This is a genomic window from Vibrio sp. M250220 (assembly GCF_036533795.1).
In the GTDB taxonomy this organism is placed as follows: Bacteria; Pseudomonadota; Gammaproteobacteria; order Enterobacterales; family Vibrionaceae; genus Vibrio.
This window is the reverse complement of sequence record NZ_JATABI010000010.1, coordinates 16,731-39,142: the sequence shown is the minus strand read 5'-3', so window position 1 is coordinate 39,142 and position 22,412 is coordinate 16,731. Positions and strand designations below refer to the sequence as shown.

The 22,412-nt window shown below is 44.9% G+C and carries 17 protein-coding genes; 2 read left to right on the top strand and 15 right to left on the bottom strand.

The genetic code is table 11. The features are described from left to right. Nucleotides 1-142 precede the first annotated feature (142 nt). From QTN94_RS05865 to tig, 5 genes are all read right to left on the bottom strand, one after another. A complete protein-coding gene (locus tag QTN94_RS05865) occupies nucleotides 143-421 on the bottom strand; it encodes an HU family DNA-binding protein (RefSeq protein WP_269376233.1) in 279 nt (92 codons plus the stop codon). A 186-nt stretch (nucleotides 422-607) separates the two neighbouring features. Beyond that, a complete protein-coding gene (gene lon, locus QTN94_RS05860; protein WP_331417517.1) occupies nucleotides 608-2,959 on the bottom strand; it encodes an endopeptidase La in 2,352 nt (783 codons plus the stop codon). Nucleotides 2,960-3,088: 129 nt separating this feature from the next. Next, entirely contained in the window at nucleotides 3,089-4,372 is a 1,284-nt protein-coding gene (gene clpX / locus QTN94_RS05855) for an ATP-dependent protease ATP-binding subunit ClpX (RefSeq protein WP_138970764.1), read from the bottom strand. A gap of 65 nt (nucleotides 4,373-4,437) precedes the next feature. Further along, on the bottom strand, nucleotides 4,438-5,064 hold the full coding sequence (gene clpP / locus QTN94_RS05850) for an ATP-dependent Clp endopeptidase proteolytic subunit ClpP (RefSeq protein WP_138970765.1): 627 nt from the start codon (nucleotides 5,062-5,064) through the stop codon (nucleotides 4,438-4,440). Nucleotides 5,065-5,169: 105 nt separating this feature from the next. Next, nucleotides 5,170-6,471 (bottom strand): trigger factor, encoded by a 1,302-nt coding sequence (gene tig, locus QTN94_RS05845; protein WP_331427170.1) that lies wholly within the window; start codon nucleotides 6,469-6,471, stop codon nucleotides 5,170-5,172. Between the two features lie 502 nt (nucleotides 6,472-6,973). Between tig and QTN94_RS05840 the strand changes: the two genes are divergently transcribed. Together QTN94_RS05840 and QTN94_RS05835 are read left to right on the top strand one after the other, a co-directional pair. After that, complete coding sequence (locus QTN94_RS05840; protein WP_331427169.1) at nucleotides 6,974-8,752, top strand: sensor histidine kinase; 1,779 nt, start codon at nucleotides 6,974-6,976, stop codon at nucleotides 8,750-8,752. A 13-nt stretch (nucleotides 8,753-8,765) separates the two neighbouring features. Further along, entirely contained in the window at nucleotides 8,766-10,109 is a 1,344-nt protein-coding gene (locus QTN94_RS05835; protein ID WP_138970768.1) for a sigma-54-dependent transcriptional regulator, read from the top strand. A 147-nt stretch (nucleotides 10,110-10,256) separates the two neighbouring features. Here QTN94_RS05835 and QTN94_RS05830 read toward each other — a convergent pair whose 3' ends face one another. The 10 genes from QTN94_RS05830 to QTN94_RS05785 form a co-directional block, all read right to left on the bottom strand. Then, entirely contained in the window at nucleotides 10,257-11,618 is a 1,362-nt protein-coding gene (locus QTN94_RS05830) for a TRAP transporter large permease (RefSeq protein ID WP_331417513.1), read from the bottom strand. Between the two features lie 3 nt (nucleotides 11,619-11,621). Then, nucleotides 11,622-12,293, bottom strand: coding sequence for a TRAP transporter small permease (locus tag QTN94_RS05825; RefSeq protein WP_331417512.1), 672 nt, complete (start codon nucleotides 12,291-12,293; stop codon nucleotides 11,622-11,624). 100 nt (nucleotides 12,294-12,393) lie between these two features. Next, nucleotides 12,394-13,389, bottom strand: a complete 996-nt coding sequence (locus QTN94_RS05820) for a TRAP transporter substrate-binding protein (RefSeq protein ID WP_331427168.1) — start codon at nucleotides 13,387-13,389, stop codon at nucleotides 12,394-12,396. 411 nt (nucleotides 13,390-13,800) lie between these two features. Continuing rightward, a complete protein-coding gene (locus QTN94_RS05815; protein WP_331427167.1) occupies nucleotides 13,801-14,916 on the bottom strand; it encodes an ABC transporter ATP-binding protein in 1,116 nt (371 codons plus the stop codon). 5 nt (nucleotides 14,917-14,921) lie between these two features. After that, nucleotides 14,922-15,779 (bottom strand): carbohydrate ABC transporter permease, encoded by an 858-nt coding sequence (locus QTN94_RS05810; protein WP_138970773.1) that lies wholly within the window; start codon nucleotides 15,777-15,779, stop codon nucleotides 14,922-14,924. Next, nucleotides 15,776-16,699, bottom strand: a complete 924-nt coding sequence (locus QTN94_RS05805) for a carbohydrate ABC transporter permease (protein WP_331427166.1) — start codon at nucleotides 16,697-16,699, stop codon at nucleotides 15,776-15,778. Before QTN94_RS05805 ends, QTN94_RS05810 begins: the two co-directional genes overlap by 4 nt. A gap of 117 nt (nucleotides 16,700-16,816) precedes the next feature. Further along, the gene (locus tag QTN94_RS05800; RefSeq protein WP_138970775.1) at nucleotides 16,817-18,064 is read right to left on the bottom strand and encodes an ABC transporter substrate-binding protein; all 1,248 of its coding nucleotides are present in this window, start codon (nucleotides 18,062-18,064) and stop codon (nucleotides 16,817-16,819) included. 143 nt (nucleotides 18,065-18,207) lie between these two features. Beyond that, nucleotides 18,208-19,668, bottom strand: a complete 1,461-nt coding sequence (locus QTN94_RS05795; RefSeq protein ID WP_331427165.1) for an ATP-binding protein — start codon at nucleotides 19,666-19,668, stop codon at nucleotides 18,208-18,210. Next, the gene (locus QTN94_RS05790) at nucleotides 19,658-20,380 is read right to left on the bottom strand and encodes a response regulator (RefSeq protein WP_138970777.1); all 723 of its coding nucleotides are present in this window, start codon (nucleotides 20,378-20,380) and stop codon (nucleotides 19,658-19,660) included. The genes QTN94_RS05795 and QTN94_RS05790 overlap by 11 nt, the downstream gene beginning before the upstream one ends. 204 nt (nucleotides 20,381-20,584) lie before the next feature. Then, nucleotides 20,585-22,051, bottom strand: a complete 1,467-nt coding sequence (locus tag QTN94_RS05785) for a protein adenylyltransferase SelO (protein ID WP_331427164.1) — start codon at nucleotides 22,049-22,051, stop codon at nucleotides 20,585-20,587. Nucleotides 22,052-22,412 lie beyond the last annotated feature (361 nt).

Here is a 22,412-nt window from a genome sequence, read left to right as displayed (position 1 = left end):
CCCACTTTAAATCCGTGAGTTCGGCACATTTCATAAATAAAAAATTGAATAGCGCGATAATACCAGAAAAAGAAATGCGCATCAGTATGATGCGCATAATTTAAAAAGGTTCTAAAAAATCACCTCAAGTGACGATTTTTTATTAGTTGCAAGAATCTTTAAGAGCTTTACCAGCTTTGAATGCAGGAACTTTAGCTTCTGCAATTTGAATCTCTTCACCAGTCTTAGGGTTACGGCCTGTACGTGCTGCACGAGTACGAACACTGAAAGTACCAAAGCCAACTAGAGCAACTTGATCACCAGATTGAAGAGTTTCACCAACTGCTTCGATGAATGCATCTAGAGCACGACCTGCAGACGCTTTAGATAGATCTGCATTTTCTGCGATTTTTTCTACTAATTGTGTTTTATTCACTGTGATTCCCCTTTGCGCTGCCTGTTTATATTTTTATGGCAGCTATACGTTCCATTTCATTTCAAATTTGCGACAAACCCTTATTTTTCAAGGCTCGCAGCTATCGTCGATAACGTTAGCGTCCAAAAAAAACGCTGACAAGCATTTTTGTACTTATCAGCGTAATCTTTTACTTATTTTTGCTGCACATCACTATTTTGCGGCAGAAAACTCCACGCCTGAAGGCTCTTTTTCTAACGCAACTTTCAATACTTCATCAATCCACTGTACCGGAATGACCTTAAGATCGGCGATAACATTGTCAGGAATTTCCTCCAAATCACGCTCATTATCTTTAGGAATCAGCACTGTTTTGATGCCGCCACGGTGCGCTGCTAGGAGCTTCTCTTTAAGACCACCGATTGGTAAAACTTCACCACGAAGGGTAATTTCACCTGTCATCGCGACTTCTGCTTTTACAGGGTTACCCGTCAAGCTCGACACTAGCGCTGTACACATCGCAATACCCGCACTAGGGCCATCTTTCGGCGTTGCACCCTCTGGTACGTGAACGTGAATATCACGCTTCTCATAGAAGTCAGAGTTAATACCCAAAGCTTCTGCGCGAGAACGCACCACTGTCATTGCAGCCTGAATTGATTCCTGCATGACATCACCAAGAGAACCCGTCTGAGTTAGCTTGCCTTTGCCTGGCATTGATTGCGTTTCGATCGTCAGCAGGTCACCACCGACTTCAGTCCACGCCAAGCCAGTCACTTGACCGATGCGGTTGCTATCGTCTGCTTTGCCATAGTCATGACGTTGAACCCCTAAGTATTCTTTGAGGTTGTCCATGTTGACGGTGACCGTTTTAAGCTCACTGTTGAGCAAGATGTTTTTCACTGCTTTACGACAGATTTTTGAGATCTCACGCTCTAGGCTACGAACGCCCGCTTCACGAGTGTAGTAACGAATAATGCCAATGATTGCTGAGTCTTCAATGGTAATCTCGTTGGCTTTTAGGCCGTTACGCTTGATCTGCTTGTCGACCAAGTGGCGTTTAGCAATGTTGAGTTTTTCATCTTCTGTGTAACCCGACAGACGGATCACTTCCATACGATCCAATAGAGGACCTGGAATATTCATCGAGTTAGACGTTGCAACGAACATCACATCAGACAGGTCGTAATCGACTTCGAGGTAATGGTCATTGAATGCGTTATTTTGCTCAGGGTCCAATACTTCCAATAGCGCCGATGATGGGTCACCACGCATGTCTGAAGACATCTTGTCGATTTCATCGAGAAGGAACAATGGGTTCTTCACACCAACTTTCGACATTTTTTGAATTAGCTTGCCTGGCATTGAACCGATGTAAGTACGGCGATGACCACGGATTTCCGCCTCATCACGTACGCCGCCAAGTGCCATTCGTGTATATTGTCGACCAGTCGCTGCTGCGATTGAGCGGCCTAGGGAAGTTTTACCCACACCAGGAGGCCCCACTAGACACAAGATAGGACCCTTGAGTTTGTTGATACGGTTTTGCACCGCTAAGTACTCAAGAATGCGCTCTTTAACGCGCTCTAATCCATAGTGGTCTTCGTTAAGGATCTCTTCTGCTTTAGCAAGGTTCTTCTTCACCTTAGTTCGTTTGTTCCAAGGCACCCCTAGCATCCAGTCGATATAACCACGAACAACCGTGGCTTCTGCCGACATCGGAGACATCATCTTGAGCTTTTGTAGCTCTTGTTCTGTCTTCTCGCGCGCTTCTTGAGGCATCTTAGAGTCGATGATTTTCTGTTTCAGAGTTTCAAACTCATCAACACCATCTTCACTTTCACCAAGCTCTTTCTGAATAGCTTTCATTTGCTCATTCAGGTAGTACTCGCGCTGAGATTTTTCCATCTGCTTCTTAACGCGGGTACGAATGCGTTTTTCAACTTGTAACAGATCGATTTCTGATTCCATCTGCCCCATGAGGAACTCTAAACGTTCTGTAACGTCAAGTAACTCAAGAACAACTTGCTTGTCTGCCAATTTCAGAGGCATATGGGCTGCAATGGTATCCGCAAGACGTGCGGCTTCATCGATACCATTCAGAGATGTCAGGACTTCTGGTGGAATCTTCTTGTTGAGCTTAATGAAGCCTTCAAACTGGTTAATTGCACTGCGGACAATGACTTCCTGCTCACGCTCATCTAACTCAGCAGTCGTGAGATACTCAGCATCAGCATAGAAAAATTCGTTTTCAATAAAGTGGTTAATGCGCGCGCGCTGCTGGCCTTCAACGAGTACTTTAACAGTACCATCTGGCAGCTTTAGTAGTTGAAGGATGGTCGCAACGGTACCAACATCAAACATATCGCCTTGAGTCGGTTCATCGGTATCCGCTTCTTTCTGCGCTACCAATAATACTTGTTTGTTGTTGTCCATTGCTGCTTCTAAGCAAGCAATAGATTTTTCACGACCAACAAACAATGGAATTACCATATGCGGGTAAACGACTACATCTCTTAGAGGTAGTACGGGGATCTCGATACGTTCGGAACGTTCCAAGTTCATATTCTTCTCTCTTCCGCTTAGTCCTATGAGCAGTATATGGGGGCTAATTGGTTGGATTCAATGAAAGAATAAAAAAAAGGGAGTAATTGATTACCCCCTTTCTATCTACTTCAATTTCTGTGAATCAGATTATGATTCTGCACCAGCAGCTTGATTATCTGAGTTGCTGTAAATAAGCAGTGGTTCAGACTCACCCTTAATTACCGACTCATCAATCACAACCTTACTTACATCTTTCATCGATGGTAGTTCGTACATGGTCTCAAGTAGCACGCTTTCTAGAATCGAACGCAGACCACGAGCACCAGTCTTACGCTCCATTGCTTTCTTAGCAATCGCACGCAGTGCATCTTCACGGAACTCAAGTTCTGAGTTTTCAAGCTCGAATAGTGCTGCATACTGTTTTGTCAGCGCATTCTTCGGCTCACACAGAATTTGAATCAGTGCTTCTTCATCCAGTTCTGTCAACGTTGTTGTTACTGGTAAACGACCAATAAACTCAGGGATCAAACCATATTTCACTAAGTCTTCCGGTTCTACCTGAGTAAACAGTTCGCCGACAGTCTTAGTTTCGTCTTTAGAACGGACTTCCGCTCCAAAACCGATACCCGTACCTGTCGCTACACGTTGTTCAATCACTTTATCTAGGCCAGCAAAAGCGCCACCACAAATAAATAGAATCTTAGATGTATCTACTTGTAGGAACTCTTGTTGAGGGTGCTTACGACCACCTTGAGGTGGAACTGATGCAACCGTACCTTCAATAAGCTTCAATAGCGCCTGCTGAACACCCTCACCCGATACATCTCGTGTAATAGATGGGTTTTCAGCTTTACGAGAAATCTTATCGATTTCATCGATGTACACGATACCACGCTCTGCTTTCGCTACGTCGTAATCACATTTTTGCAGAAGTTTCTGGATGATGTTTTCTACATCTTCACCAACGTAACCCGCTTCAGTCAGCGTCGTTGCGTCGGCCATAGTGAACGGTACATCTAGGAAACGAGCCAGTGTTTCAGCCAGTAGCGTTTTACCACTACCCGTTGGACCGATAAGCAAAATATTACTCTTACCTAGTTCAACACCTTCGCTCGTTGTATCTCCGTTACGTAAACGCTTATAGTGGTTATAAACGGCTACTGCTAACACTTTCTTAGCGTAATCTTGTCCAATCACATAGTCGTCAAGGTGTTCACGAATGTCTCTTGGCACTGGTAGCGCCTCAGACTGCTTCTTAGGGAGAACATCCTTAATTTCTTCACGAATGATGTCGTTACATAAGTCGACACATTCATCACAAATATAGACTGATGGACCAGCGATTAGCTTGCGAACTTCGTGCTGGCTTTTACCGCAGAAAGAGCAGTAAAGAAGCTTACTACTACCGCTCTCTTTGCTTTTATCTGTCATTCGCTAACCTCTTAGCCTTTACTCATATGACTTGAGTGTATATCAATATATACCAATGTTGCTAGTTATTCACCGCGATGAGTCAGAACCGCGTCAACTAAGCCATACTCTACTGCTTGTTCAGCCGCCATGAAGTTATCACGATCAGTATCGCGCTCAATCACTTCTAGAGGCTGACCTGTATGCTCTGCAAGAAGTCTGTTTAACTTCTCTTTGATCGTTAGAATCTCTTGAGCATGAATTTGAATATCCGAAGCTTGGCCTTGGAAACCACCTAGCGGTTGGTGAATCATTACACGCGAGTTAGGCAATACATAACGTTTACCTGGCGCACCACCAGCAAGTAGGAATGCACCCATTGAACACGCTTGTCCCATACATACTGTGCTCACGTTTGGTTTAATAAACTGCATAGTGTCGTAGATTGACATACCCGCAGTTACGCTGCCACCCGGAGAGTTTATATAAAGGAAGATATCTTTGTCAGGATTTTCTGATTCGAGGAAAAGTAGCTGTGCCACGACAAGATTTGCCATGTGATCTTCTACTTGACCAGTTAAAAAAATAACACGTTCTTTTAGCAAACGAGAGTAGATATCGTAAGAACGTTCACCACGGGAAGTTTGTTCAACCACCATCGGTACTAGCGCGTCTAGAATTGGCGACATTGCATTTTTTTCTTGGTAGCTCATATTCTTATGTCCCTAAAATAAATGGCCCGGATGATAATTATCATACGGACCATTGTTAGCAGAATAGTTAACGCTAAGTCAACCTTCTAAGCAATATATTGCTTATTACGCAGACTGTTGGTTCATTAGCTCGTTAAAGCTAACCGTTTTTTCAGTAACCTGTGCTTTAGCGATGATAGCGTCGATCGCTTGTTCTTCTAGAGCAACGTTACGCATATTGTTCATCATTTGCTCGTTTTGCTCGTAGTAAGCAACAACTTCAGCTGGATCTTCGTAAGCAGTCGCCATCTCTTCGATAAGCGCTTTCACTTTCTCGTCGTCCGCTTTTAGCTCTTCAGACTTGATGACTTCACCTAGTAGAAGACCTACAACTACGCGACGCTTAGCTTGCTCTTCGAACAGCTCACGTGGAAGTTGAGCAGCCGCTTCTGGGTTGCCACCGAAACGCTGTGCAGCTTGCTGACGTAGAGCACCAATTTCTTGGTCGATTAGAGCTGCTGGTACGTCGATTTCGTTCTCTTTCACTAGACCGTCGATAGCTTGCTCTTTGATGCGGTTCTTAACAGCTTGCTTAAGCTCACGCTCCATGTTCTTACGCACTTCAGCTTTAAGAGCGTCAACGCCACCTTCAGCAACGCCGAACTTAGCAACGAACTCGTCGTTTAGCTCTGGAAGCTCACGAGCTTCAACTTTGTTTACTTTGATTGCAAACTTAGCCGCTTTACCTTTTAGGTTTTCTGCGTGGTAATCTTCTGGGAAAGTCACGTCGATGTCGAATTCCATACCAGCAGTCTTACCTGCGATACCGTCTTCAAAACCAGGGATCATGCGACCAGCACCCATTTCTAGTGGGAAGTTTTCAGCTTTACCGCCTTCGAACTCTTCACCGTCGATAGAGCCTACGAAATCGATTGTTGCACGTTTGCCGTCTTCAGCCGCTTCTTCAACTACAACCCAAGTTGCTTGTTGTTTGCGTAGAGTGTCGATCATCTCTTCAACATCTGCGTCTTGAACTTCTGTTGCTGGTTTTTCAACAGTGATGTTCTCTAGACCTTTAAGCTCAACTTCTGGGTAAACTTCAAAAGTCGCGTTAAATACTAGATCTTCGCCTTCTTTAACTTCAACTGGAGCGAAAGTAGGTGCGCCTGCTGGGTTGATCTTCTCTTTAACGATCGCTTCGATGAAGTGACGTTGCATTACTTCACCCATTACGTCTTGACGTACTGCTTTGCCGTACATCTTCGCAACCATTTTTAGAGGCACTTTGCCTTTACGGAAACCATCGAAACGACGGTTTTTTGCGATGTTGCGTAGTTCCGCTGTTACAGCATCTTCGATGTTTGCAGCAGGAACAGTAATGTTTAGACGGCGCTCTAGGCCCTCTAGCGTTTCAACAGTAACTTGCATTATTCATTAACCTCAAAACTGGCTCAGAAAACTGAGCTTATGTGCCCTATCCTCTTTCGGACAGAACCCATCCTTGTTTGTACTCTATGAGTACTCTTTTATAAACCGAGTATCGACAATCGAACAAGCCAATTGTCGGACTAATGAGTGATATCTTTTCGAAGGATATTCGGTAAAGGTATCTCTGATTAGCCTCAAGATAAAATTCAGACGCAGCATTCTACCGAGCAGATCGTTAGCTGTCGAGCCGAACCCTACGATCGCTGCGGGATTACCCTAAAAACTCACTTAACTGCTAAAAAAAACACCAATAAAGCAGTCTTTGTTTCCAGAAATGGGGACATTAATGCCTTTTTCAATGGAAACTAACGTTTTTTTTTGATTAAAGATTAAAAGTCGATCTAAGTCCGGTTTTATCACTCAATTTATCATGATGAGTAAACACATTTGTAACAAAAACATTTACGCTATGGCGGAGTGATGTAGTTTGGCAAGGATTAAGATGTTGACGTATCGACGGGGTAAGTTCTCTCTGCTTGTTCTGTACGTAATTGCGATCATAGGTGGCTCTAGTTGGATTTGGAATTCAAGCGAAAACCACCTTATCGTAACGCATAAGGAACAGCTCGAACGCTTTGCTGAGTTCATCTCCAGCAAATTGGACAAATACGCACACCTGCCACAGTTGATTGCTAAAGATAGTGAGCTAGTTTCTGCACTTCAGTCGCCTAATAACTCCGCCCAAATCGATCTGACCAACCGTTATTTACAGCACATCAACCAAACCATCCAGTCGACTGACGCCTATCTGCTCGACGAGTTTGGCAATACTATCGCATCGAGTAACTGGGACCTAGAACGATCCTTTATCGGCCGAAACTATGCTTGGCGTCCCTATTTCTCTGACGCGATTCTCGGTAAGCCTAGCCAATACTTTGCGCTCGGTTCTAGCTCAAAACAGCGTGGTTATTACTTTTCACACCCAGTCACTTATGCGGCCGAGATCATCGGCGTGATCGTCATTAAAATGGATTTAACTGCGATTGAAGCTAACTGGCAAGACAAGAACAATATCTTTGTTGCTACAGACGCCAATAACGTAATTTTTATGTCAAGCAACGATGACTGGCTGTTTAAGAGTCTAACCACGCTCTCAGAATCAGATCGTCAGTCCATCCTTAACAGTCGCCAATATCTGGATACACCGATTCGCTCATTTGGTCTGGTGGGCGATCTAACTCCGGAACATTCCGAACTGAGGAACCCAAACCTACCCGGATTTGAAAACGACTATCTCGTTTCATCTCGTTCATTGGATAAACACAGCTTAACTCTGCGTGTCCTCACCTCTAAAGTGACCCTGTTGTGGTCAGTGCTGAGTTACTCGCTCATAATCAGTTTAATGTTCGTCATTGCGTATCTCTCGTTTGCACTGGTACACCAGCGTCAACTCAAAAAGCGTCAATTCGAACAGTTACAGTCGGAAGCGAAGCAGAAGCTTGAGTTTCTTGTTATGGAACGAACCTCTGAACTTCAAGCTGAAATCAGTGAAAGAAGCAAAACAGAGCAAGTGCTACGCCAAACACAAAATGAGCTAATTCAGGCAGCTAAATTAGCGGTATTGGGGCAAATGTCAGCCAGTATCAGTCACGAGCTCAATAATCCCCTCGCAGCAATACGCAGCTTTGCTGACAATGGTCGACGGTTTTTGGAGAGAGAAAGTTACGATCGAGTCGATGATAACCTCTCACGCATTTCCGCTCTGACGGAGCGCATGGCAAAAATCAGTAACCAGCTGCGCACTTTCGCCCGTAAAAGTGACAGTAATGATGTGAGCAAACTGGACGTGAAGCCGCTGATTTGGTCGGCGAAAGAGTTACTCTCTCCCCAGTGTAAGGCCAAACAGGTTGAGCTAATTCTTGAACTTGACGAAATATTGCCCGCTGTTGAAGTCAACCCAATACAATTTGAGCAAGTACTAATTAACCTTGTTACCAATGCAATGCAAGCGGTCGAGGAACAAGAGAAACGCAGAATTAAGATCTCGACCTCGGTGTCCAATCACCAACTGCACATTTTTGTCGATGATAATGGACCCGGTATCGCTTATAGTGAGCAACATCAACTGTTTGAGCCTTTCTATACCACTAAGAAGAATGGACTTGGATTGGGGCTATCAATTTCACAACAGATCACCCAAGCGATGGGAGGGGAACTCGACGTCGCGGACTCGCCTCTGGGAGGCGCCCGATTTGTAATCACTCTCCCTGTCGATGCCTAATCAAGGAATTAAGATGTACGATGTTATCTTCATTGATGATGAAAGCGATATTCGCCTAGCGATCGAACAGAGTTTCGAGCTGGAGGATATCAGTGCCCGTTTTTTTGCGAACGCTGAAGATGCTCTATTGGCGATAAAAAGTGACGGTCTACCGAAAGTCGTCATCACCGATATCTGCTTACCGGGTTTGTCTGGCGAAAATATTTTATCCAGCATACTGCACCAAGACGAAAACATTCCGGTCATTCTGATAACGGGACATGGCGATATCTCGATGGCAGTTAATGCCCTACGCAATGGCGCGTATGACTTTATTGAGAAGCCCTTCCCAATTGATCGTTTGATCGATACCACCAGACGTGCGTTGGAAAAACGCGAACTCACTTTAGAAAACCAAGAATTAAAACGCAGCCTTAAAGCGAGTCAAGCGCTGGGTCCACGTATCATCGGTGACACCCCTTCCATTCAACTCCTCCGTGATACCATCGTCCATATTGCAGACACCAATGCGGACATCTTGCTGTTTGGCGAGACAGGCACAGGTAAAGAGCTGTTTGCCCGTTCTATTCATGAGCAAAGCTCTCGACGCGATAATAACTTCGTAGCGATCAACTGTGGTGCCGTACCAGAAAACTTGATTGAAAGTGAACTGTACGGCCACGAGAAAGGCGCTTTTACTGGTGCAGATTCAAAACGAGTGGGTAAATTCGAACATGCCCAAGGCGGTACACTTTTTCTCGATGAAATTGAATCGATGCCCCTTCAAGCACAGATTCGTTTGTTGCGGGTTTTGCAAGAGAGGGTCATTGAACGTGTGGGCTCCAACGAACTGGTTCCTATTGATATTCGCGTCATTGCCGCGACTAAGGTCGATTTAAAACAGGCGGCGGCTGAGGGCTCATTTCGCGAAGATCTCTACTATCGACTGAATGTGGTCACTTTAGAGCTTCCTCCGCTCAGGCAGCGCAAGGAAGATATTCCGACGCTATTTCATCACTTTTTGCTGGTTGCCGCTTCACGCTATGGTAAGTCCGCACCAGCTATCGAAACTCAGCAGATTCATCAACTGATGACGCACGATTGGCCGGGAAACGTTCGCGAACTGAGAAATGCCGCCGAACGTTTTGTACTATTGGGAAGATTAACTCAATTTGATTCAGAGTCTGCGTTCGCAAGCCGAGAGATGAGTCTCGCCGAACAAATTGCGGAATTTGAAAAGAGTGTTATTGAACAAGCACTTAACCAGTGTCATGGCAGTATTAAGCAAACCATGGATAGGTTACAACTCGCGCGTAAAACTCTATATGACAAGATGCAAAAATACGGTTTGGATAAAAGTAACTATAAAGGTGAATAAGCGGTTCATTTTATATTCAGATTGAAAGCGTTAAGTTAGATTCATCAAAAGGAACTGATACAAATGAGCTAAGAATTTAGTTCATCCACTGTCCTAGCAACAAAGCCCCGGATAACGAGTTATTCGGGGCTTTCTTTTTTAGTTCCGTTATTTGGTGATGATTTCAGGGCCCATCAAGGTGGTTGGTAACCACGTTGACACCCAAGGAACATAAGTCACGATAATCAGGAATAAGAACATCACCCCTACCCAAGGCAAGGCGGCTTTCACCACTTGCATCATCGACATCTTAGCGACCCCTGCGGTAACAAACAGGTTGAGACCAACGGGCGGCGTGATCATCCCTATCTCCATGTTCACGACCATCATGATACCTAGGTGAATCGGGTCAATGCCTAGTGCAATAGCTATTGGGAACACCAGAGGTGCAACGATGATAAGTAGACCCGATGGCTCCATAAACTGACCGCCAATCAACAGCAGTAGGTTGACCACAATCAGGAAGGTAATCGGACCAAGACCAGCAGATAACATCGACTCCGTAATCATTTGAGGAATACGTTCTTCTGTTAACACATGCTTAAGGATCAAAGCATTGGCAATGATAAACAGTAGCATAATGGTCAGTTTACCGGCTTCATAAAGCGTATGTTTGGTGTCTTTATGCACAAATGCTTGAACGACTTTCACCAATATAGGCTTGGTATTTTCCTTGTCAGCAAACGGGCCCATATCCTTGTAGATAAAGTTCGCGATTAAGAACGAGTAAACCGCAGCCACGGCAGCCGCTTCCGTTGGCGTAAATACCCCACCGTAAATACCACCTAGGATAATAACGACCAGTAATAAACCCCAGCTCGCATCTTTTGCTGAATCAAACATCTCCTTCCAACCGACAAATGGCTGTTTTGGCAGGTTCTTAACACGCGCAGCGATGTAGATGGCAATCATCAGCATCACCCCAGCCAGAAGACCTGGGATCACGCCACCTAGGAACATACGACCAACCGATACATCCGTCGCCGCTGCGTAAACCACCATCACGATAGAAGGCGGGATCAAAATACCCAGCGTACCTGCATTACAGATAACCCCAGCCGCGAACTCTTTTGAGTAGCCGTTTTTAATCATACCCGCGATAACAATACTACCGATGGCAACAACTGTCGCAGGCGATGAACCAGACAGGGCTGCAAACATCATACACGCAACAACCGATGCCATGGCGAGACCACCACGGAACCAACCGACCATGGCAATAGCGAAACGGATAATACGTTTAGCAACCCCACCCGTAGACATAAAACTAGAGGCAAGAATGAAGAATGGAATCGCGAGTAGCGTATAGTGGCCAGCAAAGGCATTAAATAAGGTCTGAGCAACGGAAGCCAGTGACGCATCAGAGTGCATCATCAGGAAAATAATGCTCGATAAACCAAGGGAAATAGCGATTGGCACACCCACAAGCATAAAGCCAATCACCATGATGAATAAGAATAGAATTTCCATGGCTTAGCCCTCCTTGCTCTGGTTATTATTACTTTTCGGTTCCATTGCTTCTCCAGCGTCTTTGAGTTCCTCTTTCAGAGCTTCGAGCTCTTCTTCAGCCTCATGACCTGCGATCAAGCGGTCCAACTTACCAGTAATAATTTGCAACGTAACTTGAACAAAGCGGAAAGTGAGTAACGCCATACCTATAGGCAGTGCCATGTACGGAATGAATCGAGGTAATTTTTCGTAACGCTCACCTTCATTCAACCAGTCAGCCAAAAACTGCAACATTTCCGGCATCGGAATATCGTCGGTTTCATACCATGCACGTTCAGTTGCGAACGGGTACCAGTAGTTCCAAGAGCCAATAAGCAGCAAGATTGAAAAAGCCAAACAGGATGCCGCAGCGATCAGCGCATAAACTTTACGCAGATGGTCTGGCGCTAGGTTAATAACAACATCAACACCAATGTGAAAATGTTTTTTCACGCCGTATGATGCCCCGACGAGTACCATCCAAGCGAACATGAACACGGTTAGCTCAAGTGCCCACAAGATGTTGTCATTAAATACGTAGCGAAATACTACATTGGCAAAGGTGAGCATGGTCATCGCACCCAAGAAGAACGCGATCAGAGTTTCCTCAATTGCGTCTGTCACCCTGCCAATTCTGGCAAAAATAGACTGTTCCATAAGTTACTTCACTTTCTCAAAAGAAAAGAAAGGCCCTCTTCCCGATATATCCCGAGAAGAAAGAGATACTATGAGGGCCAAAGGTTAGGGGAAATTGTTATTATTTATTTGATGCGATAGCCGCTTCGATCAGGTCAGAGCCGATATCTTTCTCGAACTTCTTCCATACTGGCTGAAGCGCAGTTACCCACTGTTGGCGCTCTTCGGCAGTCAAGGTACGAACGACACCACCCGCTTCGATGATGTTATTTTTGTTCGCTAGGTCGACACGCGAAGATTCAGCATTACGCTCAGTCGTCACTTCTTCAATGATTGTCGCAAGCTGCTGACGTTGGTCTTCTGGTAGACCGTTCCAGAAATCGTTTGACGTAACGACTAGGTAATCAAGAATACCGTGGTTTGTTTCAGTGATACCGTCTTGAACTTCGAAGAATTTTTTACCGTAGATGTTAGACCAAGTGTTTTCTTGACCATCAATAACTTTAGTTTGTAGACCACCGTAAACTTCTTTGAATGACATTTTCTGCGGGTTACCGCCTAATTGCTCAAACTGAGCAACAAGAACATCGGATGCTTGCACGCGGAATTTCAGACCTTTTGCATCTTCAGGAGTGATAAGTGGCTTGTTCGCAGACATCTGTTTCATGCCGTTGTGCCAGAACGCTAGACCTTGAAGGCCGCGACGTTTCATCGCATTTTTCAGCTTCTCACCCGCTTCTGAGTTTTGGAAACGGTCAACCGCTTCTACATCTTCAAATAGGAATGGTAGGTCGAAAATACGGTACTTCTTGGTGAACTTTTCAAACTTTGATAGAGAAGGGGCAGCAAGTTGCACGTCACCGTTAAGAAGAGCTTCTAGAACTTTGTCATCATCATACAGAGTTGAGTTCGGGAATACCTGAAGACACACTTTACCGTTCATCTCTTCATTAACACGTTTTTCAAGTAATGAAGCCGCGATACCTTTTGGGTGCTTATCTGTATTCGTTACGTGACTGAATTTAATCACTGTTTCACCTAGATCACAATTAGCCGCAGCGTTGAAACTGGTCACAGCAAGAATCGATGCAGATAGTAGGGTCAATGGCTTGAACATTATTATTCTCCTTGTTAAATGAACAACCCCATCACTGGGTGTTGATATTTCTATAAGGGCAATAACTAAGCCAACTTTCAATTAATCATAAAAACATCTATAAATCATAAGTTTAATAAAAACACCCCGACTACCACCTGTTTTTAAATCACACTTTTTTGTAAAAATGGGTGGATTTCCACCCATCACATTTATCACAACGGGTGAATTTACACATATTTAACAAAGACTCATTATAAAAAACAAATGGCAGCCCAAGGGCTGCCATTTTTGTTACTAGAGATTCGACGGGCAATAAGGAGACGAAATCGCCCATCTCCCCTCAAATGTGCACGAAGCTCGTTCATGCTATAGCTCTAAGCATAGTCGACTATGTGCATTTTTCTAACAATATTGTTAACAAATTCATCATTAATGAAAGTCGATGCGTTTCTCTGTTGTTGCATCAAAGAACACCGCTTTAGAGAGGTCAAAGTGCAAAGGTGCCACTTGACCTGCGACCACATCAAACTCAGGAGAAAGACGACACGCGACTTCTTGCTCGTTGACTTTGATCATCGCAATCGTATCTGGACCCGTTGGCTCCAAAACTTCCAGCATCAGATCAAGCTTGGTGCTTGCTTGTGAATCCGCATTCTCGCTATCTGTAATGTATTCTGGACGAAGCCCAATAACGATCTCTCGTCCATCTTGCTCACGCATTGATGCCGGTAAACTAATGTGATGTTCTTGACCGTTGCTGCCCTTCACTTTGATCACAGGGTTATCCTGCGCATCCAGATCGACCATAGTTTTGATGAAGTTCATCGACGGTGACCCCATAAAACCGGCGACAAACATATTGGTTGGCTTGTTGTAAATCTCTTGCGGAGTGCCTAGCTGCTGAAGTTCACCATCCTTCATAACTGCAATACGGTCGGCGAGAGTCATCGCTTCAATCTGGTCGTGGGTGACGTACACGATGGTCGTTTTAAGCTGTTGATGAAGGCGCTTAATCTGATGGCGCATCTCTACGCGAAGTTTCGCATCAAGATTCGATAACGGTTCATCAAACAGATATAGCTTAGGGCGGCGGGCCAGTGCGCGTCCCATTGCGACACGTTGACGCTGACCACCCGAAAGCTGTGAAGGTTTACGGTCTAACAGATGATCAATTTGCAGCATGGTTGCAACTCGCTCAACTTCTGCATCTATCTCAGCCTTAGGCATCTTGCGGATCTTCAGACCAAACTCGATATTGCCGCGAACCGTCATATTTGGGTAAAGCGCATAGGATTGAAATACCATCGCAATATCACGGTCTTTCGGTTCAACCTCTGAGACATCATTACCGTCGATAACAATCTCACCAGAACTGATATTTTCCAATCCAGCAATGGTGTTCATCAAGGTCGATTTACCGCAACCCGAAGGCCCAACCAAGATCAGGAACTCGCCTGAATCAATGTTAATGTCGATACCCTTTAAGGTTTCTTGCTCCGCTTTCGGGTAGGTTTTACGGATCTGTTTAAGTTCGAGTGTTGCCATGATAATTATCCTTTTACCGACCCAGCCGTTAGGCCGCGAACAAAGTATTTTCCTGCTAATACATAAACTAATAGTGTTGGCAGCGCCGCGATAATCGCCGCAGCCATATCAACGTTGTACTCTTTGACACCAGTACTGGTGTTAACCAAGTTATTGAGTGCAACAGTTATTGGTTGAGTTTCTGAGCCTGAATAAACCACCCCGAACAGGAAGTCATTCCAAATCGCTGTGAACTGCCAAATCACCGTCACCATGATGATAGGCGTTGAGATTGGTAACAGAATCTTGAAGAAAATAGTGAAGAAGCCTGCACCATCTAGCTTCGCCGCTTTAACCAGTTCATCAGGGACGCTGATATAGAAGTTGCGGAAGAACAGTGTAGTAAACGCCATACCGTAGATAACGTGAACAATCACTAGCCCAGCAGTGGTATTCGCCAAACCTAACTTGCCAAGTACTGCTGCCATCGGCAAAAGGATGACCTGGAACGGAATGAAACAGCCGAACAGCAATAGGCTGAAAAACAGATTAGAACCACGGAATTGCCATTTGGTCACAACGTAACCATTAAACGCGCCTAATAGAGTTGAGATAGCCACGGCCGGAATAACCATCTGGAAAGAGTTCCAGAAGTAACCTTTAACACCTTCACACTTAACACCAGTACAAGCACTGTCCCATGCTTTAAACCAAGCATCGAACACCCACTCAGTTGGTAAACTCATTAAGTTACCCGCTTTGATATCTGGCAAGGTTTTAAATGAGGTAATGAACATTACGAACAGTGGCATCAGGTAAACCAGACAGAAGAACACCAGTGTCGAATAGATAAATAGTCGAGAAAAATTGACACTACGCATCATGATTTTTTCTCCCTAAGTTCAGAGTAAAGATAAGGTACTAAGATGGCTAAGATACCTGCTAGCATCATCATCGCACTCGCCGCACCCAGGCCTATCTGACCACGAGTAAATGAGTGAGCATACATAAATAGTGCAGGCAGATCGGAAGAGTAACCAGGTCCACCGGCTGTCATAGCGGTCACCAAGTCAAAGCTCTTGATCGCAATATGAGAGGTAATAATCACCGCGCTGAAAAACACCGGGCGCAAACACGGCATAATGATTTGCCAGTAGATAGTCGGTAAACTTGCGCCATCAATTTGCGCCGCTTTTATGATCGAAGAGTCGATACCTCGCAAGCCGGCTAAAAACATCGCCATGACAAAGCCAGAGGACTGCCAAACCGCGGCAATAACCAAGGTATAAACAGACATATCCGAGTTAACCAACCAATCAAATTTGAACTCGGTAAAGCCCCAGTCCTGCATTAATTTTTCGATACCCAATCCCGGGTTAAGAATCCACTTCCACGCCGTACCTGTCACGATGAATGACAACGCCATTGGATAGAGATAAATGGTACGGATCGCCCCTTCCTGACGGATGTTCTGGTCGAGGAAGATAGCCAAAGCCACTCCCAAACCAATTGCCACCAGCATAAACAGCAGGCCAAAAATACCAAGGTTAGTGATTGATGTGATCCAACGGTCGTTCTCCATTAGCTTTTCATACTGGGCAAAACCCACGAAGTTAAAGCTAGGCAGAAAGCGCGAGTTGGTCATTGAAAGTGCCGCCGTCCAGAAAATGTAACCATAGATACAAACCACAGTCACAATAACTGTCGGGGCAAGAACGATTTTCGGCAGCCAATGTTGAAGTCGGTCGCCTAGGTTAACCTTGGCTTTTGACTTCTTATCAGACCGAGTAACAACATGCTCCATAACGAGTCCTTACGTCATAAGACCCTAATCAAATTCCTGATCGGGTAATAGAGAAAGGGCAGACAGGCTCCCCACAAGCCTGCCTGCCCTTTGGGGGTGTACTTAAACGAGCGAAGTTTAAATGGCGGCTTTAACGGCCTTAGCCAGTTTTTGAGCCGCTTGCTTAGGATCCGCTTTGTCATCATTGAAGAAGTTAGTCACTACGTCGTAGATGGCGCCTTGTGCATAGCTCGTTGTTGATAGACCGTGCGCCATACTTGGTACTAGGTCACCAGACTGAGCGCTCGCCTTAAATGTCGCCATAGAGTCCAGTGCACACTGGTCAAACTTAGACATATCCATATCTAGGCGCACAGGAATTGAACCTTTGTTTAGGTTAAACACCTCTTGGAACTCTTTAGTTAGGATTGTACGAGCTAGATCTTGCTGAGCTTTCTGATTGTCTTTGTTGCTAAGCTCGAAGAAAGCGAAGCTGTCGATATTGAACGTGAACTGTCCATCCGTACCTGGAGCAGGTGCACAGATGTAATCTTTGCCTGGAACTTTACCAGCAGCGGTAAACTCACCTTTCGCCCAGTCACCCATGATTTGCATCGCCGCTTCACCGTTAATCACCATTGAGGTTGCAACGTTCCAGTCACGTCCTGGTGAGTTTGCATCGATGTAGTCACGCACCTTCTTGAACTTAGTGAACACTTCCACCATCTTGTCACCAGAAAGCACATCCATGTCTAGGTCTACAAACGCTTTGTTGTAGTCTTCACTACCGAGTACATCCAGTGCGACTGCTTCGAATACAGTGGCATCTTGCCAAGGCTGACCACCATGAGCGAGTGGTACAAAACCAGCGGCTTTAATTTTTTCAGCCGCAGCAAAGAACTCATCCAATGTGGTTGGCAACTCTACGCCCGATTTCTTAAGCACTTCAGGGTTAGCCCAAATCCAGTTAACGCGGTGAACGTTGACCGGCACTGCGACGTACTCACCGTTGTATTTCATCACTTTGGTGACTACTGAAGGTAGGATTTCATCCCATTTTTCTTGTTTTGCTGTGCTCTCAAGAGAAGTCAGGAAGCCAAGACCGCCCCACTCCTGAATGTCATGACCTTTGATTTGTGCTGCTGATGGTGGATTACCTGATACAGCACGAGTTTTCAAAACCGTCATAGCAGATTCACCGCCACCACCAGCTACTGCGAAATCTTTCCAAGTGTGGTTTTGCTCTTCTAGCATCTCTTTAAGAACAGCAGCAGATTTTGCTTCACCGCCCGCAGTCCACCAGTGAAGAACTTCAACTTCACCAGCAGTTGCAACATTAGCAGCAGACAATAGAGAGAGGGTAAGTAGGGTTTTATTAAGTTTCATTATTATCTTCCATGTATTGGATTAGACATTCAGGCCAACAGCTCAATGACCCCAAGCGTTCTTGCTTGTACTAAACAGAGTCTATCCAAATTGAAATTTAAGATTGAAACAAACGGTAAATGCCACGTAACAATTATGTTACATTACACCTCTAGGTTCGATGGTATATAGATTTGGGCGCGTAAGCCTTTTCTGGGTAAGTTATCAATAATGAGATCTCCGCCATGTCCGTGAAGAATATTCCGGCAGATACCTAAGCCTAAGCCATGCCCATTTTCATCATTTGCCAATCTAAAATAGGGTTCAAAAACGGCTTCGAGCTTATCTTCAGGAATACCTGGACCATGATCCTCAATGACAATACTGACCCACTCCTGATTGGTGAGCACTTCAATCTCAGCACGATGACCATATTTTACTGCGTTATCGACTAAATTACTGATCACTCGCTTGATCGCTAATGGTTTCGCAACAATTGGCTCAATTGGGTAGGGACCAAACTCAACCGTTTGCTGGTGTTGGTTCAATGGTTCAATCACACTCAGTATCATCTCATTGAGATCAATGTAGGCATTGTTTTCATGTAGGTCGGTGTCACGGACACACTGCAACGCCCCTTTAACCATCATTTCTAGTTCATCAAGGTCACGATTAAACTTGTCGCGTTTGGTGTCGCTTTCAAGCAACTCAGCCCTCAGCCTTAAACGTGTGATGGGTGTTTTCAGGTCGTGGGAAATCGCCGAGAAAAGATGCTCCCTATCCGCTACATAACGACGTATCCGCTGCTGCATACGATTAAATGCACGCGTCGCGGTGATCAATTCGCTCGCCCCCTCTTCCTTTATAGGCGCTTGATCGATGTCCATGCTCATCTCATTCGCGGCCTTAGCTAATCGCTTGAGTGGCTTAACCTGACGCCGTACCAACAAGTAAGTAAGGAACAATAAAATCGTGGTAGAGAAGAGCAGAAACATCATCTGTTCACGACCGATCAAGGTATCGTCGAGAGTGACATAAGGTGCGGGTAATAGAGCCGCAATATAGACCCACTCATGGGTTTTTAGCTCAATTTGTACCACAAGAATCGGTGGTTCAATGGGATTGAGCGTCAGCGTATGGTGAGCCCACGACTTAGGTAAGTCATGCAGATAAATATCATTTTTGAGCAGTCTCAAGTTATCTGGATGAGAAAAGTCGACTTGAATCGACTCGACCTTAGGTAGCTTTTTGGCTAACACACTTTCAATTGCTTGCAATGAAGCCAATTTCAGCGGGGTATCCTCTATCGGGTCGACGATTAACTGCTCTTTATTGAATGAGACGAAAAAACGAGTCCCGCCCATATTTCGGATCTGATCCAATACAATATGGCGATACTTGACCGGCAAAGATTGAAAGAAGGTCACTGTCGAAGAGAACATATTTGCCATGCTTTCAGAAGCAGAGCGGATACCTTCCAGCTCCTTCTGTTTCGACTCGGCGTACCAAATAGTCGTTGCCACACCTTGAGCGAGCACAACCGCCAACAACGTTAACCCCAGAGTTCGGCTGACTAGCGAATTGGGCTTGAAACGGCGTAACCAATTTTGCAATTTATTGCTCATAACTCACAGGCACCGCGAGAATATAGCCATTACCACGCATCGTTTTGATGTAATGCGGGAATCTTGCACTGTCACCTAACCTTTGGCGCAATCGGCTAAGCTGGACATCGATACCGCGTTCAAAGGGTAACGCTTCTCGACCGCGAGTCGCGAAAGAGATGGTGTCGCGGTCAAGAACTTCATTTGGACGTTTAAGAAATAGCATCAGCAATGCAAAGTCACTGCCTGACAAGTCATGAGACTCATGGCGCTCGACATGAGTAATTCTGTGTGCCAAGGGATCCAGTTTCCAATCACCAAATACGATGGTTTTAGCGATAACACTGGCAGGCAGCTCTTCTACTACGTTAACTCGGCGCAACACGGCTTTTATCCGTGCGGTGAGGTGACGTGGATTGAACGGTTTTGCGATATAGTCATCTGCACCAATCTCAAGGCCGATGATCTGATCGGTATCATCGGAGACCGCAGTGAGCATAATGATGGGGACAGAAGAGTGACGGCGCACTTGCTGACACAAAGTAAAGCCATCATCTCCCGGCAGCATCACATCAAGCAGGATAAGTTCAGGATAACCCTGTTGTTCAAGATACGACTTCATCTGTTCGCCGTCATTGACCGCATCAACCTGATAACCTTGCTTCGTCAGGTATTCTTCCAATAACTCACAAATCTCTTGATCATCATCGACAACAAGAATTTTAGCTGACATACCCTTACCTACTACTGAGCGACTTTAGTACTGAGGAGTGTAAACAGTTCTTATTCGGTAATTTGTAAGATATTACTTAGAATTTGAACCCCTTGCGGACTCACATCACATCTTATTAACAAAAAACGAATTATCGAACCTTCTAACCAAACCCATCAACCGCACCCTACTCAAAGAGAAACTCATCGCTTGGAGCCAACGTCATTAAGATGAACAGCTAATCTCCATCTTTTTGCCCCAATCAGGTGGTAGGTTGGCATACTGACTCATCTCAGGCTGCTCATCAAAAGGGTTTCTCAACAAGGTGGCAAGGCGCTCTACTTCGCTGTAATCGCCCTCTTCTGCTCGATCTATTGCAATTTGAGCGAGGTAGTTACGCAAGATGTACTTCGGGTTTACCCGACGCATGGCTTGACAACGTTCGGCGGCGGAAACCACCTCTCCATGGCCATTATGTTCATGCTCACAGCGTTCTAGGTATTGTGCCAACCACTGATTTATCGCCTGCTGGTCGACAAAAAGATCCAGTACCGCTTGAATCCCTTTGATATCGATCGATGACAATTCGCGTAAAAAACGCGTGTAATCAATACCCTGTTGATGCAACAACTCAAACATTGCACCAAACAGTTGCGTATCACTTTGCTGCTGACTATTGATACCCAATTTACTTCGCATCAGACGGCTAAACTCCTGACCTAACAATGGCTCAAACTGCGATAGTGCTTGTTCTAGATCCTCTCTCAATATGAGAGGAGACAAGCTGTGAGCTAAGGCTGATAGATTCCAAAGCGCAATGCGTGGTTGTTGATTAAATGCATAGCGCCCTTGGTAGTCAGAGTGATTGCAAATATAACTTGGGTCGTAATCGTCAAGAAAACCAAATGGACCGTAATCAAATGTATCGCCAATGATCGACATATTGTCCGTATTCATTACCCCGTGCGCAAAACCATACGCCTGCCATTGCGCTATCATTTTTGCAGTACGTTGGACGATTTGATCAAACATCGAGAGATAAGGTTTCTCATCGTCCCGTGCTGAGGGGAAGTGCCACTCAACAACTCTGTCAGCTAATAACTGAAGCTCTTCAAGTTGATTGGTATAGAAGAAATGCTCGAAATGACCAAAACGAATGTGACTGCGTGCCATTCTAATTAATAGAGCACCTTGCTCACACTTCTCTCTATAGACAGAGGTATCACTCACCAACATGCCTAAAGCTCGCGTCGTTGGGATACCAAGTCCTGCCATCGCTTCACTGCATAGATACTCACGAATTGTAGAGCGCAATACTGCCCTGCCATCCCCCATCCGTGAATAAGGCGTTAAACCAGCACCTTTAATATGCAAGTCAAAGACTTCGTTATGATGATTAGTCAACTCACCGAGCAATAGACCACGGCCATCGCCTAATTCAGGGTTATAAACACCAAATTGGTGTCCTGCATACTTCATGGCAACAGGCGGCGAGTTTTCTATGATGTATTCGCCAGTCAGAAACTGTTTCAGATCTCCGTCAGGAGCCTGTAGGGGTAAATTAAATTGCTCAGCAAACTGTCCGTTCCAAATAATCCAACGCGTATTATCAAGAGGTTGCGGTGCGACAGGCGTATAAAAAGCATCTGGCAAGGAGGCAAAACGATGAGAAAGTGACGACAGCGAAAACATATACAAACCATTAACAGTATGAATCACTGCGAAACTAACATAGCAAATGAGTGAGATCCAGAGCCGCCTTGAGTCTCCGTACACTTAAGTGAGTAATTACTTCCTCGTCAAGGCTTGCTCGAAAACTAAATAATACTGAATACCAATACAATACCGAACAATGAAAACAGACAAGTGCGGCTGATAACGCCAAAATTGGAAGGTTGAATCATTTCTTGATGCTGCATAAACCACGCTCTCTTTTTTGTTACATAGTTATTACAATATGATGAATTTTCAATATTTTCACAATGCACACTAAGATTAAATTTTTATGACAAGCGTCTACACTTTTTATTCACCCTGTTCTAGCTATGGATAA

Coding starts and splice junctions, on each gene's coding strand:
- lon (WP_331417517.1), bottom strand. CDS start 2,959: ATGAACTTGGAACGTTCCGAACGTATCGAGATCCCCGTACTACCTCTA.
- QTN94_RS05830 (WP_331417513.1), bottom strand. CDS start 11,618: ATGGAAATTCTATTCTTATTCATCATGGTGATTGGCTTTATGCTTGTG.
- QTN94_RS05795 (WP_331427165.1), bottom strand. CDS start 19,668: ATGAGCAATAAATTGCAAAATTGGTTACGCCGTTTCAAGCCCAATTCG.
- QTN94_RS05835 (WP_138970768.1), top strand. CDS start 8,766: ATGTACGATGTTATCTTCATTGATGATGAAAGCGATATTCGCCTAGCG.
- QTN94_RS05790 (WP_138970777.1), bottom strand. CDS start 20,380: ATGTCAGCTAAAATTCTTGTTGTCGATGATGATCAAGAGATTTGTGAG.
- QTN94_RS05810 (WP_138970773.1), bottom strand. CDS start 15,779: ATGATGCGTAGTGTCAATTTTTCTCGACTATTTATCTATTCGACACTG.
- QTN94_RS05825 (WP_331417512.1), bottom strand. CDS start 12,293: ATGGAACAGTCTATTTTTGCCAGAATTGGCAGGGTGACAGACGCAATT.
- QTN94_RS05805 (WP_331427166.1), bottom strand. CDS start 16,699: ATGGAGCATGTTGTTACTCGGTCTGATAAGAAGTCAAAAGCCAAGGTT.
- QTN94_RS05800 (WP_138970775.1), bottom strand. CDS start 18,064: ATGAAACTTAATAAAACCCTACTTACCCTCTCTCTATTGTCTGCTGCT.
- tig (WP_331427170.1), bottom strand. CDS start 6,471: ATGCAAGTTACTGTTGAAACGCTAGAGGGCCTAGAGCGCCGTCTAAAC.
- QTN94_RS05785 (WP_331427164.1), bottom strand. CDS start 22,051: ATGTTTTCGCTGTCGTCACTTTCTCATCGTTTTGCCTCCTTGCCAGAT.
- clpP (WP_138970765.1), bottom strand. CDS start 5,064: ATGAGCTACCAAGAAAAAAATGCAATGTCGCCAATTCTAGACGCGCTA.
- QTN94_RS05840 (WP_331427169.1), top strand. CDS start 6,974: ATGTTGACGTATCGACGGGGTAAGTTCTCTCTGCTTGTTCTGTACGTA.
- QTN94_RS05815 (WP_331427167.1), bottom strand. CDS start 14,916: ATGGCAACACTCGAACTTAAACAGATCCGTAAAACCTACCCGAAAGCG.
- clpX (WP_138970764.1), bottom strand. CDS start 4,372: ATGACAGATAAAAGCAAAGAGAGCGGTAGTAGTAAGCTTCTTTACTGC.
- QTN94_RS05820 (WP_331427168.1), bottom strand. CDS start 13,389: ATGTTCAAGCCATTGACCCTACTATCTGCATCGATTCTTGCTGTGACC.